The sequence below is a fragment of the Cellulophaga lytica DSM 7489 genome, assembly GCF_000190595.1.
GTDB classification, from domain to species: domain Bacteria; phylum Bacteroidota; class Bacteroidia; order Flavobacteriales; family Flavobacteriaceae; genus Cellulophaga; species Cellulophaga lytica.
This window is the reverse complement of the sequence record NC_015167.1, coordinates 949,385-964,172: the sequence shown is the minus strand read 5'-3', so window position 1 is coordinate 964,172 and position 14,788 is coordinate 949,385. Positions and strand designations below refer to the sequence as shown.

The 14,788-nt window shown below is 30.5% G+C and carries 15 protein-coding genes; all 15 read left to right on the top strand.

Annotated features, from left to right (window positions below):
• Positions 1-7: 7 nt before the first annotated feature.
• The gene (locus tag CELLY_RS04255) at positions 8-1,738 is read left to right on the top strand and encodes a M56 family metallopeptidase (protein WP_013620425.1); all 1,731 of its coding nucleotides are present in this window, start codon (positions 8-10) and stop codon (positions 1,736-1,738) included.
• The gene (locus CELLY_RS04250; RefSeq protein ID WP_013620424.1) at positions 1,731-2,888 is read left to right on the top strand and encodes a tetratricopeptide repeat protein; all 1,158 of its coding nucleotides are present in this window, start codon (positions 1,731-1,733) and stop codon (positions 2,886-2,888) included. The genes CELLY_RS04255 and CELLY_RS04250 overlap by 8 nt, the downstream gene beginning before the upstream one ends.
• Positions 2,889-3,013: 125 nt before the next feature.
• On the top strand, positions 3,014-4,033 hold the full coding sequence (locus tag CELLY_RS04245) for a LacI family DNA-binding transcriptional regulator (RefSeq protein WP_013620423.1): 1,020 nt from the start codon (positions 3,014-3,016) through the stop codon (positions 4,031-4,033).
• A gap of 106 nt (positions 4,034-4,139) precedes the next feature.
• Positions 4,140-4,832, top strand: coding sequence for a glycerophosphodiester phosphodiesterase (locus CELLY_RS04240; protein WP_013620422.1), 693 nt, complete (start codon positions 4,140-4,142; stop codon positions 4,830-4,832).
• A complete protein-coding gene (locus CELLY_RS04235) occupies positions 4,832-6,112 on the top strand; it encodes a BaiN/RdsA family NAD(P)/FAD-dependent oxidoreductase (protein ID WP_013620421.1) in 1,281 nt (426 codons plus the stop codon). Before CELLY_RS04240 ends, CELLY_RS04235 begins: the two co-directional genes overlap by 1 nt.
• Positions 6,109-6,651 carry a DUF1697 domain-containing protein gene (locus CELLY_RS04230; RefSeq protein WP_013620420.1) on the top strand — a complete coding sequence of 181 codons (543 nt, stop codon included), beginning with the start codon at positions 6,109-6,111 and terminating at the stop codon, positions 6,649-6,651. The genes CELLY_RS04235 and CELLY_RS04230 overlap by 4 nt, the downstream gene beginning before the upstream one ends.
• Before the next feature lie 74 nt (positions 6,652-6,725).
• Positions 6,726-7,808: a diphosphomevalonate decarboxylase gene (mvaD, locus tag CELLY_RS04225; protein ID WP_013620419.1), complete on the top strand. Its 1,083-nt coding sequence runs from the start codon at positions 6,726-6,728 to the stop codon at positions 7,806-7,808.
• Between the two features lie 23 nt (positions 7,809-7,831).
• Entirely contained in the window at positions 7,832-8,767 is a 936-nt protein-coding gene (locus tag CELLY_RS04220; RefSeq protein WP_013620418.1) for a mevalonate kinase family protein, read from the top strand.
• Positions 8,768-8,788: 21 nt separating this feature from the next.
• Entirely contained in the window at positions 8,789-9,694 is a 906-nt protein-coding gene (locus CELLY_RS04215; protein WP_013620417.1) for a geranylgeranylglycerol-phosphate geranylgeranyltransferase, read from the top strand.
• The gene (locus tag CELLY_RS04210) at positions 9,694-10,644 is read left to right on the top strand and encodes a carbon-nitrogen hydrolase family protein (RefSeq protein ID WP_013620416.1); all 951 of its coding nucleotides are present in this window, start codon (positions 9,694-9,696) and stop codon (positions 10,642-10,644) included. Before CELLY_RS04215 ends, CELLY_RS04210 begins: the two co-directional genes overlap by 1 nt.
• 56 nt (positions 10,645-10,700) lie before the next feature.
• On the top strand, positions 10,701-10,898 hold the full coding sequence (locus tag CELLY_RS04205; RefSeq protein ID WP_013620415.1) for a hypothetical protein: 198 nt from the start codon (positions 10,701-10,703) through the stop codon (positions 10,896-10,898).
• Positions 10,898-11,914, top strand: a complete 1,017-nt coding sequence (locus CELLY_RS04200) for a hypothetical protein (protein WP_013620414.1) — start codon at positions 10,898-10,900, stop codon at positions 11,912-11,914. Before CELLY_RS04205 ends, CELLY_RS04200 begins: the two co-directional genes overlap by 1 nt.
• 142 nt (positions 11,915-12,056) lie before the next feature.
• A complete protein-coding gene (locus CELLY_RS17045) occupies positions 12,057-12,215 on the top strand; it encodes a hypothetical protein (protein WP_013620413.1) in 159 nt (52 codons plus the stop codon).
• Complete coding sequence (locus CELLY_RS04195) at positions 12,212-13,237, top strand: PQQ-binding-like beta-propeller repeat protein (protein ID WP_013620412.1); 1,026 nt, start codon at positions 12,212-12,214, stop codon at positions 13,235-13,237. Before CELLY_RS17045 ends, CELLY_RS04195 begins: the two co-directional genes overlap by 4 nt.
• Positions 13,238-13,701: 464 nt before the next feature.
• Entirely contained in the window at positions 13,702-14,772 is a 1,071-nt protein-coding gene (locus CELLY_RS04190) for a hypothetical protein (protein WP_013620411.1), read from the top strand.
• Positions 14,773-14,788 lie beyond the last annotated feature (16 nt).

The following is a 14,788-nucleotide window of genomic DNA, read 5'->3' as shown; positions in this document are numbered from 1 at the left end:
TAAAACGATGGTACAGTACGTAATAGAAAGTCTTGCTTTTCAGTTAGTTTTTATAATTATTTATGATGTGTTTTTAAGAAGAGAAACCTTTTTTCAATGGAACAGATTGTATTTATTGGGTACGTGTGTGCTATCGTTTTTAATGCCATTAGTAGCTTTAGATATATTTAAAAGTAAGGTGCCAGATGCAGTTGCCGTTTACACACCATTTATGTTTTCTAATTACGATTTAGAAACAAATACAACTCTTTTAAATGAAACCAATGTAGCACAACAATTAACAATGCCTTGGTATGGTATTCTTTTTAGTATTGGAGTGGTAGTAGCACTTTTTTTATTTTTATTTAAAATACGTCAGCTTTACAAGCTACGTAAAAGAGGAGAAAAAACTGTTTATAGAGATTTTACAGAGGTTGTTTTAAAGCAAAGTAATAGTGCTTTCTCGTTCTTTAAAACCATTTTTCTAGGCGATGAAATAAAAACTAAAGAGTACCCTAATATTATTGCGCATGAGTTAGTACATATTAAACAAAAACATACGTTAGATTTATTGTTTTTTGAAGTAATGCGTATTGCCCTTTGGTTTAATCCACTAGTATATATTTATCAAAGTAGAATATCAGAAGTACACGAGTTTATTGCAGACGCTAAAGTGGCTAAGACTCATAGAAAAGAACAGTATGAGTTATTGTTGTCTCAAGTTTTTCAAACAGAAAATATCTCATTTATAAATCACTTTTTTTCATCATCATTAATTAAAAAACGAATTAAAATGTTACAAAAAAATCAATCTAAAAAAATATGGGCAAGCAAGTATTTGTTGTTGTTACCAACCATAGTTTGTATCCTTTTTTACACATCCTCTAAAGGTCAAGAAAAAGATACAGATAAAGAAAACGACATTATAGAAGTAAAAGAAGCTCCAGTTAAACAAGATGTAAAAGAAGTTCCTTTTTCTGTAATAGATGAAGTTCCTGTTTTTCCTGGTTGTGAAAATGCTACAGATAAAAGAGCTTGTTTTAATGAGCAAATGACTAAACACATAAGAAAACACTTTACATATCCAAAAGAAGCAGCAGAAAAAGGAATAGAAGGTAGAGTTTCTTCGCGTTTTGTTATACAAGAAGACGGCAAAATAGGTGAGTTGCAAACTCGTGGACCAGCTGTAATACTAGAAGAAGAAGCAATACGTATTATAAAATTATTACCAAATTTTAAACCAGGTAAGCAAAGGGGAAAAGCAGTAAGAGTTCCTTTTTCATTGCCAATTACATTTAGGTTAACGCCAGAGACTGATAAAGAAAAACTAACTAAAGATGTAAAAACAGCATTGCTGCGTAAAGAACAAGAAGAAAAGGACAGGTTGTATAAAGATGCAAAAGAAGTTCCTTTTTCTGTAATAGATGAAGTTCCTGTTTTTCCTGGTTGTGAAGATGCAACAGATAAAAAAGCTTGTTTTAATAATAAAATAAATGAACATATTAGAAAACATTTTAGTTATCCAGAATCTGCACAAAAAGAAGGAGTACAAGGTAGAGTTTCTGTGCGTTTTGTTATGATGGAGGACGGTAGCATTGGTAAAATTCAGATGCGTGGACCAGATGCTAGGTTAGAAGAAGTTGCGTTGAATATTATAAAAAAATTACCAAATGTTACACCAGGTAAGCAAAGAGGAAAAGCCGTAAAAGTTCCTTTTTTATTGCCAATTACATTTAAGCTGCAGAAAAAAAATGACTAAATTTTTTTATGCAATACAATTAATTGTTCTGTTTTTAACTTTAAAAGCTGGGGCGCAATCCTCGGCTTTTAAAATTGCAGACAGTTTGTATAATACTGGTAATTATACTGCTGCAATTAACCAGTATGCTAAAATAAATAATGCGAGTGCAAATCTTCAAATTGCAAAAGCATATAATGCTATTGGTAATTATGACAAAGCTATTGCTCAATACAATAGTGTTGTAACAAAAGATACAAGTTTATTGGTTGCAAGGTTTAACTTAGGTAAGCTGTATTTAAAAACCAATAAGTTTAAACAAGCAAATAGCCTTTTTGCTAAACTTGTAGCTATATCTAAAACTAACCCAGAGTACAGCTATAACCTAGCAAGATCTTTTAGTGCAATAAATGAAGATAAGAAAAGTGTACTGTGGTATAAAAAAACACTTGATGTAGATAGTACTCATTTACGAGCATTACAGCGCTTAAGTATACATTACGTAGGTGAACATGAAAACCATTTTGCATTAAAATATGCAGATAAAGGACTAAGTTTTTTTGAGAACGATCCTGTACTTATAAATGTAAAGGCATTAGCGTTATTTAATATGGGTAGTTATAAATTATCTATTAAATGTTATGAAAAATTACTAAGCCTAGGTAAAAAAGATCAAAAAGTATATCACAGATTAGGCTATGCATATAATAGTATAGAAAATTATGAAAAGTCTATAGAAAATTATAAGTTATTACTAGAGTATGATCTAGAAAACATAAAAGTTTTACGTATGATTAGTGAAGTGTACATGAAAGACAAAAAGCTAGATAGTGCAACGGTGTATATAAAAAGGGCAATAGAAGCACATTCTTATAAACTAGACAAAGAGTATGAGGTTGCTGCACGCATTGCTGTAAATAAGAAAGACTATAAAACGGCAATAAAATATTATAATATGGCTTATACTGAAAATCCAACTAAAGTATTGTATTTGTATCAAGCCTGTATTTATGCAGACAAATATTATAAAGATCCCAAGCTAAAGCTTAATTACTACACACAATTAAAGCAGAAATCAGAGTATAAAGGCTCTAATAGTCAGTATTTTGTAGTGTTTGCAGAAAAACGAATTTCAGAATTAAAGAGTGAGATTTTTGCGAAAGGCGAATAAATTCTGGTAGATAATTGTTAATTTCTTCAATCTAAGACAAATTTAAAATCACAATCTGCTTTTATTATTTTAGAATATTGTTTTTTATATGTACATTCATCTGTTAGAAAAAAACAAAGTTCATTTTGAAAAAAGTTATCACCCTTAAACACATAGCAAGAGAGTTAGAAGTGTCTATATCTACTGTTTCTAAAGCACTTAAAAATAGTGAAGAAATAAGCAGAGATACTAAAGAGCGTATACAAGCTTATGCAAAACTTTACAATTACAGACCAAACAATATTGCAATTAGCTTAAAAAATAAGCGAACAAAAAATATAGGGGTAATTATTCCAGATATTGTGCATCATTTTTTTACAACTGTGGTACGTGGTATAGAGAGTTATGCCAATTCTAAAGGGTATAATGTTATTGTTTGTTTGTCCGATGAGTCTTTTGATAAAGAAGTTATAAATATGGAAATGCTTGCCAATGGCAGTATAGATGGCTTTATCATGTCTTTGTCTGTAGAAACACAATTAAAAAACGATTACAACCACCTTAAAGAAATTACAGATCAAGGTATTCCTTTGGTTATGTTTGATAGGGTTACAGATGAAATTAAGTGCGATAAAGTAATTATTAATGATAGAGAAGGTGCTTACTTAGCAGTTAAAAAGTTAATAGCAAACGGACGTAAAAAAATAGCATTAATTACCACAGATAATTATTTAAGTATTGGTAAGCAGCGTACAGAAGGGTATTGTGATGCTTTACGTGACCACGGTTTAGAGGTAAATGAAAATTTAATTTTAAGTTTGCCTCAGATGAAAATGGATGAAAAAGCCATTAGTGATTTTTATGATAGAGAAGAGGTAGATGCTGTTTTGTGTGTGCATGAGTTATTTGCAATGTACAGTATGCGTGTAGCGCTTAAAAAAGGATTAAAAGTGCCAGAAGATATAGAATTTATTGGCTTTACAGATGGTAATTTATCTAAATACGCTTACCCAAGTTTAACCGCAATTGCACAGCATGGAGAGCAAATGGGAGAAATGGCTTCTAAAATGTTAATAGAGAAAATTGAAAGCGAAAAAGAAGAAGAAACCTATGTAACAGAGGTCTTACAATCTACATTGGTAGAGCGCGAGTCTACTAAAAATTAAGAATTTAAAACAGAAAGTAAAGGGCTAAAGCTAAGTTTTAGTCCTTTTTTTATGCAGTTTTTTTACAATTTTACTTTGTGTACTTTTACTATAAATACTTGTATGTATGATTAAAAAATTACTTGTTATTGGCCATAGAGGTGCCATGGGGCATAAGACCGAAAATACCTTGGCATCTGTTAAAAAAGCCTTAGAATTAAAGGTTGATATGATAGAAATTGATGTCTTTAAAATTAAGAGCGGAGAAATTATTGTTTTTCATGATGATGAGGTCAATAGGCTAACAAATGGTACAGGCAAGGTTGAAGATTATACGTGGCAACAATTGCAAGAGCTTACGCTTGTAGGTAATCATAAAATACCACTACTAACCACAGTTTTAGATACTATTAATGCTAAAGTTGCTGTAAATGTGGAGCTAAAAGGTGCAGGCACAGCAAATGATGTAAATGCAATACTAGAAGAGTATATTAATACTAAAAACTGGAAATTAGACCAGTTTTTTATTTCTAGCTTTAATTGGGATGAGCTAATAGCAATGAGAACAATTAATAGCAAAATAGCTATTGGTGTGTTAACAGAAGAAGATCCGTTACAAGCATTACCTATGGCAAAACAATTAAAGGCGGTAAGTATAAATGCAGATGAAAAAGATGTAACAAAAAATGTAGTTGAAGCTATACAATTACAAGGATTTAAATTGTATACGTATACTGTTAATGCTCCAGAAAATATAGTAAGGTTAAAAAATTTATTTGTAGATGGTATATTTACAAATTATCCAGAACGTGTATACTAATGTTTGATGTTATTATTATTGGCGGAGGCGCCGCAGGTTTTTTTACAGCAATACAAATTGCAGAACAAAACAGTAGCCTAAAAGTTGCTATTTTAGAACGTGGTAAAACAGTTTTAGCTAAAGTAAAAGTTTCTGGTGGTGGCAGGTGTAATGTAACGCATGCCGAGTTTAATCCGGCAGACTTGGTGCTAAATTATCCACGTGGGGAAAAAGAGCTTTTAGGACCTTTTCATAGCTTTTGCACAGGAGATACTATGGCCTTTTTTGAAGAAAGAGGCGTTCCTTTAAAAATAGAAGAAGACGGCCGTATTTTTCCGCAAAGCGACTCATCACAAAGTATTATAGACTGTTTTATTAATGAAACAGAACGTTTGGGCATTAAAGTAATGAAACTTTGTCCGGTTTCTAATATTGCTTATGAAGATAAAAATAAGCCAGAACAAGGATTTTTAGTAACTACTCCTAAAAAAGAATTTAAAGCTAAAAAAGTAGTTGTAGCAACAGGCAGTAATCCTAAAATATGGAACTTATTAGAAGGTTTGGGGCATAAAATTGTGCCGCCAGTACCATCGCTTTTTACATTTAATATAAAAGATAGTCGTATTACAGGTATTCCTGGTGTGAGTACCACAGCCAGAGTTACTGTTTTTGATTCTAAAAAAGGCAAAACAAAAGTATCTGGTAAAATAAAAACTACGGTTAGTAAAAAACCATTGTTAGAGGCAGAGGGTCCTTTGTTAATAACGCATTGGGGTATGAGCGGACCTGCAATTTTAAAATTATCTGCTTGGGGAGCAACGCTATTACACGCAAAAAATTACCAATTTGTGGTACAGGTAAATTGGTTGCCAGATATGGTTCCGGGTGCAGTTTTAGAGTATTTAAACTCGGTTAAAGAAACGGACCCCAAAAAAACAATTTTGCGTACCAAAATATTAGAAATCCCTAGGCGTTTATGGGTAAATTTGGTAAAAGCAGCAGACATAGATGAAACTGTAAAATGGGCTACAGCTACCAAAATACAGTTGCAAAATTTAGCAGACCAATTAACAGAAAGCGAGTTTTCTGTAAACGGAAAAAGCACCTTTAAAGAGGAATTTGTAACAGCAGGAGGCGTAGATTTAAAAGAAGTAAATTTTAAAACATACGAGAGTAAAGTGGCAAAAAACTTATTTTTTGCAGGCGAAGTTATAAATGTAGACGCCATTACAGGAGGTTTTAATTTTCAGAACGCGTGGACAGGTGGTTTTATAGCAGCACAAACAATAGCTAAATTATGATAACTTATATAGCGCTTTTAAGAGGCATAAACGTTAGTGGTAAAAATAAAATTGTAATGGCAGATTTAAAACAAATGCTATTACAATTAGGATTCTCTAATATTACAACCTACATACAAAGCGGTAATATTGTTTTTAGTAGTAAAGAGGTTGATGCAATTGTTTTATCAGAAAAAATACATAAACAAATTTTAAACACTTTTAAGTTAGATGTACCTGTTTTAGTATTGGCCTCATCAACCTTACAAACTATTTTTAATAACCACCCATACGCAGAGGAAGATGAAAAGCAAATTTATTTTGTATTGCTTAAATCTACGCCAAGTGCCGCACTTGTTGCAGAACTAAATAAAGGCACTTATGCTACAGAAAAATTTGTAGTAACCAATAATTGCGTGTACTTGTTGTGTTTAAATGGCTTTGGTAAGGCAAAATGCAATAACAATTTTTTTGAACGTAAATTAGGTGTACAAGCAACAACTAGAAACTACAAAACAATGGCTAAGCTTGTAGAAATAAGTAAAAATACAGAAGCTTAAAATTTATCTCTCATATTGCTAACAACCCAAATATGCTGGATATTTTCTTTTTATATTTGCTAAAATTTTAAAATATGACCCAAGAGGAGTTTGTACCCAAAAGCTATACAAATACAGTTTTAGAAGGTACGGTAAAATGGAAATCGCCCAGTAATATTGCCTTGGTAAAGTATTGGGGTAAAAAAGAAAACCAAATACCAGCAAACCCATCTATTAGTTTTACGTTAGATGCTTGTGCAACAACAACCTCTGTTACTTATAAAAAGTTAGATAGTAAGGCTGATAATTTTTCATTCGATTTATTTTTTGAAGGAAAACCTAAAGAAGATTTTAAACCAAAAATTGAAACTTTTTTAACTAGAATTGAAGCTTATCTTCCGTTTATAAAGGAGTATCATTTTAAAATAGAAACATCAAACTCTTTTCCGCACAGTAGTGGTATTGCTTCATCTGCAAGTGGTATGTCTGCTTTGGCATTGTGTTTAATGAGTGTAGAGAAAGAATTAAATCCATCTATAACAACAGCATTTTTTAATAACAAAGCATCATTTTTAGCACGTTTAGGCTCTGGTAGTGCTTGCCGTAGTATAGAAGGTCCGTTGGTACAGTGGGGAAACCACGCAAATACAAAGGGCAGTACAGATTTGTTTGGTATTAAGTACCCAAACGAGGTACATTCGGTTTTTAAAAATTACCATGATACTATTTTGTTAGTAGACAAAGGACAAAAGCAAGTAAGCAGTACAGTTGGTCATAATTTAATGCACAACCACCCATTTGCTAAAGAGCGTTTTGCACAAGCACATACAAATTTAGACGAGTTGCAAACAGTTTTTAAAGAAGGCAATTTAAAACGATTTGTAGAAATTGTAGAGAGTGAGGCATTAACGCTGCACGCTATGATGATGACAAGTATGCCGTATTTTATTTTAATGAAACCCAATACTTTGCAGATTATCAATAAGATATGGGAATTTAGGGCAATAAATAAGTCAAATATTTGTTTTACCTTAGATGCAGGTGCAAACGTACACGTATTGTACCCAGAAAACGAAAAAGAAGTAGTGTACCAGTTTATTAAAGATGAGCTTGTTGCATATTGTGAAAACGAGCAGTATCTTTGTGATAGAATTGGTTTAGGCGCTAAACAACTGTAAATTAGTAATAAGATATTTTTAAAATGAAAGGACCTTTATTTTACTCAAAAATTCTATTATTTGGAGAGTACGGAATTATAAAAGATTCTAAAGGACTTTCTATACCTTATAATTTCTTTAAAGGAGCATTAAAATCTTCTGATGAGTTGTCTGAAGAGGCAAAAAAATCTAACGAAAGTTTACAACGTTTTGCATTGTATTTAGAAAAAATATCTAAAGAAGACGATAGTTTTTCTTTTGATATTGAAGCTTTAAAAGCAGATGTAGAGCAAGGTATGTATTTTGATAGCTCTATACCACAAGGTTACGGCGTTGGTAGTAGCGGCGCATTAGTAGCGGCAATTTACCATAAATACGCGCATAATAAAATTACAGTTTTAGAGAACTTAACTAAAGATAAGCTATTAGTATTAAAAGGTGTTTTTGGGAAAATGGAATCTTTTTTTCACGGTAAATCTTCTGGTTTAGATCCTTTAAATAGTTACTTAAGCTTACCAATTTTAATAAACTCTAAAGACAATATAGAGTCTACAAGCATACCGTCTCAAAACAACCAAGGTACAGGAGCTGTATTTTTGTTAGACAGTGGTATAATTGGCGAAACCGCACCAATGGTACAAATATTTATGGAGCGTATGAAAGAAGATGGTTTTAGGCATATGCTTAAGGACCAGTTTATTAAACATACAGATGCTTGCGTAGAAGATTTTATTAACGGTAATGTAAAATCTTTATTTGGTAACATAAAGCAACTATCTCATGTTGTGTTAGACCATTTTAAACCAATGATTCCTTCTCAGTTTCATAAACTTTGGAAACACGGTATAGATACTAACAAATACTACTTAAAGCTTTGTGGTTCTGGCGGTGGCGGCTATATTTTAGGTTTTACAGAAGATATAGATGGCGCACGTAAAGAACTAAAAGATTACAACCTAGAAGTGGTCTATAACTTCTAAAAATAAAATTATATTTATTTTATGCTTAACAGAAAGAACAAACTTATAGTTTTAAAGTTCTTAAGTCTGTTTTCTGTAGTTAGAGGTTACAATATTTTGGTAATTGCTTTGGCTCAATATTTGGCATCAATTTATATACTAGCGCCAAACTTACCATTGCGTAAAGTAGTTTTTGATCTTAATTTATTTATAATAGTACTTGTCTCAGCAATGGTTATAGCATCGGGCTACATTATTAATAATTTTTATGATTCAGAAAAAGACCTTATAAATAAGCCCAAAAAAAGTATGCTAGACAGGTTGGTTAGTCAGCGTACCAAATTAACAACTTACTTTGTACTTAACTTTTTGGCTGTTTTTTTTGCCAGCTATGTATCATTTAAAGCGGTACTTTTTTTTTCATCTTATATTTTCGGAATTTGGTTTTATTCGCATAAATTGAAAAAAATACCATTTTTAGGTAATTTTATATCTTCTACATTGGCAATAACACCATTTTTTGTGGTTTTTGTGTATTATAAAAATTTTGAACCTGTAATATTTGTACACGCTATATTTTTGTTTTTACTCATTTTAGCAAGAGAAATGATAAAAGATTTGGAAAATATAGCAGGAGATTTAGCGCAAAATTACAAAACTGTGCCTGTACTTTACGGCGCAAAAACATCTAAAATTACAATTACTTTTTTAATAGTTTGTAGCTTAATACCATCTCTATTACTTATTTATAATTTTGATGTTGGCCATATGCACTACTACTTTAAATTGGCGGTTTTACTATTAATTATTTTTTTAATATTTCTGTGGAAATCAGATACCAAAAAGCAATACAATACATTACATAATATCTTAAAATTTGTAATTATAAGCGGTGTTTTTAGTATTTTGTTGGTCGATATAAATCTCGTCCTAAACAGAATTTTATAATGAACAACATTTTAAAAGTTGGTTTAGCTCAAATTTCTCCGGTTTGGCTAGACAAAGAGGCTACATTAAAAAAAATTGAACATACAATTGTTGCAGCCGCAGAACAAAAAACAGAGCTTTTAGTTTTTGGAGAAGCATTGTTACCTGGTTATCCTTTTTGGTTGGCACACACCAATGGTGCTTCATGGGATTTAAAAGTAAATAAAGAAATACACGCGCATTATGTGCGCAATTCTATACAAGTAGAGGCAGGAGAGTTAAACAGCATATGTACGTTAGCTAAAACTCATAAAATGGCTATTTATTTAGGTATTATGGAGCGCGCTAAAGACAGAGGCGGACACAGTATTTATTGTTCTTTAGTATACATAAATGAAAAAGGTGAAATAAAATCTGTACACAGAAAATTACAACCAACATATGATGAGCGCTTAACTTGGGCACCAGGAGATGGTAATGGTTTGCAAGTACACCCTTTAAAAGACTTTACGGTTGGGGGTTTAAATTGTTGGGAAAATTGGATGCCTTTACCAAGAGCAGCATTATATGGTTTGGGAGAGAATTTGCATATAGCAGTTTGGCCAGGTAGTGATTACAATACCAAAGATATTACACGTTTTATAGCACGTGAGTCTCGTAGTTATGTTATTTCTGTATCGTCTTTAATGAGAAAAGAAGATTTCCCTAAAAACACACCACATTTAAGTAAAATTTTAGAAAATGCTCCAGATGTTTTAGCTAATGGAGGCTCTTGTATTGCAGGTCCAGATGGTGAGTGGGTAGTAGCACCTATTTTACACAAAGAAGGAGTAATATGTCAAAAAATAGACTTTAATAGGGTGTATGAAGAACGACAAAATTTTGATCCCGTTGGGCACTACTCAAGACCAGATGTTACTAATTTACAGGTAAATAGAGAACGACAAAGTACTGTTACGTTTAAAGATTAATTTTTCAGTTTAATTATTTATTTAATGCTAATAGCTTAGATGAAATCCAATGGAGAATGGAAGGAGCAGAGTTTACTAAAGAAAAATTGACACAATGGATGACTGAAAATAAGTCCAGTATTAAAAATTTGGGATATGATAAGGTTAAATCTTTTTTTCCTTCAGATAACACAATAAATAGAATGAACTTTACTGATAAATTTATATCAAAATTCCAAGTTGATAGTTCTTATTATAATAAAATTTTTAAATAATGTACGAATTAAAAAAAATAAACAGTATAAAAGTATCAAATTTCCTAATTTATGAAAATGATATATATATATATAATGAATTTGAAAAAATCATATACAAATTAAAAGAAGACTATAATTTTGAGATCTTCCTACAAGATTCTGATCTTTTTTATTTGTCAATACAAGGTAATTTAATTCATATTATTAACAATAAGTTTTACAATATTGCTAAACAAAAAGTTATTTTTTTACGAGAAGTATTATTTGATGAAGGTGATTATTTAGAGTGTATTGGTCTTAATGATTCTCAAGTTATTCTTAAAAATTTTAAAAAGGATGGAACTCTTGAAATGTATAAGGTTAATGAAGATTTACATACTGTTTCAAGAATAAATTATATAGGGAATGTTTTTTTAATTATAGATAATGTATCAATTGAATTATATGAAGGAGGAATTCAAATTGTAAATATTTTATTTGGGAAAAAAATTTTGAAGCATTCCTATTCAGAACTTACAGGATCAAATAAAGCTAATTTACATAGTCAGGTTTTAAACAGTGATAGTAAGTTATTTTTTGTAATTACAGGAAATGATAAAAAAGGCCTTTTTGCGTTAGATATAGAGACAGGTGATGTGTTGAAGAAGTTTGATAATCTATGTTATGAAATTTTTAAAGATGGAGGTTATATCTATACCACCAAATTTGAAAATATACTTTGTAGGATTAATACTAGAACTTTAGAGCTTGAAGAATGGGATTGTAATGCTTTAATAGTAAAGAATGACTTTCATAGTATACACGACCACCGTTGTAATGTTATTGATGGTAAGTTTTGTTTTACTCAATCTCTTGGGGATAATAAATCAAAATTAGGAGTACTAGACTGGAAGAAAAAAGAATTAGTTTACAAATATAACTTTGAACCAGATAATGGAGCTATAGGAAGTATTCAAGTAAATAATACAAGAATGTTTGTCCATACTCAAGATAATACTCTCCATATATTCGAAAAAGAAGAAAAATCAATATAAAAACAAAAATCACCCCCGTTAGCGCGAGCGTCACGCTCGTGCCGTAACAGTATAAAGATAAATTAACAGTAAAAATAAGCAGTAGCAACACAAGCAATATGCTTACGCTAGCGATGGTAGAGTCTGTTTAAAAGATAACTTTATGAAAATGCTAAAATCTGATGAAGGCAGAAAGGCTTTGGAAGGTTTAGACAATGCTAAAAAGAAGTTATTTTTTAAAAATTATGATGAACTTATGGGTATCACAGATATTAATATTACCGAGTTTATAAATACAAATTTTTATAAAATTTTCGAATGAAATATTTAAAAAAAGAGGATAATATTCCTAGCGATTATGTTTTTTTGAGTAATAATTTTTATTACAAAAAAAATGATTCAATTCTTAAATACAATCTAAAAGTAGAATATTTATACATTGATGTTAATGAATCGTTTGCATTTGAATTTTTTAAATACAAATTTTTAATTAGAACAAGAGATAGTTTAAGGATTTATGAAGGTAATAATTTGGAATACGAAATAACCTTTGATAAAAGCAACATTAGACAAACTAAACTATTTAATAACCATAATATTTTAATTAGAGAAAATGATAATGACAATTGGTCATTATATTATTACCTATCAGGTAAGTTAATTTGGAAAAAAGAATGGATTGAAGATTCTCAATTATTTGTAATAAATGAAAGTTATTTTTTATCAAAAAATGAAAATTATTTAAGTTTTTGCAATTTATGGTCAGGAGAAGTGCTATGGAAATTAGATGTTTCTAAATTAGGAGAGTATCTACATTTAAAAGGTACAGAACATGAAGAATTACGTGTTGGTACTGTACATGAATTATACACTTACAATGCTATATTAGTAGCGCTATTGCGTAATGATACTATTATTGGTATTGATAGCGCTACAGGAGATGTGTTATGGCAAAAACCACTTTTTTTATTTATATCTAGACCAGTACAGTTAAATGATAAACTATATCATATTATTACTGGTGTTGATGTTAAAAATATGCTACAAGTATATGATTTGGCAACTGGCAAACTAGAACGTGAGGTAGAAATTACACACCAAGTTCTTAAGGAAAATACATTTTTTACCAAACGCTTTATTAATGATACGTATATAGCACTCACTGCTACCAAAACAGGTGAAATTTTAGTAATAAACCATAAAACCGAAATAGTTGAAGATTACGCTAAATTGCCAAACCTAAAAGAAAAAATACCTATAGACAATATACCGCAAGTTCATCAAAATAAAGTTTATCAGTTAGATGGAGAAGGAACTCTCTATATTCTTGAAAAAGAAGAATAAATTAGCTTAACTAAAGTGTAGTAGGAGCGTTGTAAAATTGAGTAAACTAAAATTGTATTCCAACTCAGATGTTACTAATTTACAAGTAAATAGAGAACGACAAAGCACTGTTACGTTTAAAGATTAATTTTTTAGTTTAATTATTTATTTAACGGCACAAGCAAGATGCTTGCGCTAGCGGGGCAGAGGGTGCATTTTCTGTAAAAACTAAATTATCAGATTATGAATGGAAAGTAAATCCTCTTAGAAAAAATGCCAATAAAAATAATTTAAAAGAACTTTGTAAAAAAGCATTTCAAAACACAGATGCTTCAAAAGGACTAACTAAGACACAGATTTTTAATAATATGAATGACGAATTAAAACAAAGTTTAAATCTTACAGGTTTAAATGCTCAATCAAAATTCACTGAACTAATTGATGATGTTAATTCTAACTTGTATAGTTTTATAAAATCAGAATAAATGAATTTTTACAAAAAAAAGGAGATATCGAAAGTAATTAAGTATTCGAAAAACAATAACTTATATTTTTTAACGAATAAAAAGTTATTTTTTAACGAAAAATCATTTTCGATATTTGACACACCTGTTGATGGTTTTGAAATATTTAATAATAAGGTATATATAAATGACTGGAATGGCAACTATAAAATTTATAAAACTTCTGGAGAAGTTATTGAAAAAGGAGAAGGAAAAGCATTTTTCCATTCAAGCAATTCATATTTAGGGTATCAATATCTAAAAGAAGGGAATATTCAAGAAGCATTGATTGATAAAAATGAAGTAATTCTTAACTTGGATATTATAGATAAAAAAAACTCCATTAATTTTTCAAATAAAAACATTTACTGTTGTTTAATAAACAACGAAATCTACGCCTATACTCTTCCTAAAGCAAAATTGCAATGGAAATTTGAATTATCAACACTAGGTAAGTTTGAAGACAGAGATGGCAACTTACAAAACTATGAAGTTCTTAAATTTATAGGCGCTTGGCAGAACTCTATATTAGTTGCTTGTTCTGGACAATTGGTTTTAGATATTAATAGTAAAACTGGTGAACTAAATAGAAAATGGCAAGCATTGCCTGGTTATGGAAGTTCTGCTTTTCAAGGGCGTTTGCAACATAAAATACCTTCTACTGATGGTTTTCAGCTGGATATTTCTAAATCGTACCTATACCACTTAGCAGGTGCTTTTTTAGTAACCATAAATTTAGTTACGGGCAAAGCAGATTATCAGTCATTAAAAAATACTTTAGAAGAGAACGTCTTTTCTGGTTTTAGATGGAGTACTGGCTACGCAGAAGATGAAACTCACATTTATACTATAGCAGAAATGAACCGTTTTGAGTTAGGTTTAGACTATATACCGCAATGTATTGTTGCTTTTAATAAAAAAACACTAAAAATAGATTGGCACTATAGGTTTGAAGGAGATTGGGTAAAAACTGATATTCCTCAACTAGCTAATAATAAACTATACCAACTTAGCGGAGATAACACATTGTATATTTTTGAAAAAGAAGAGTAAATTAGCTTAACTAAAG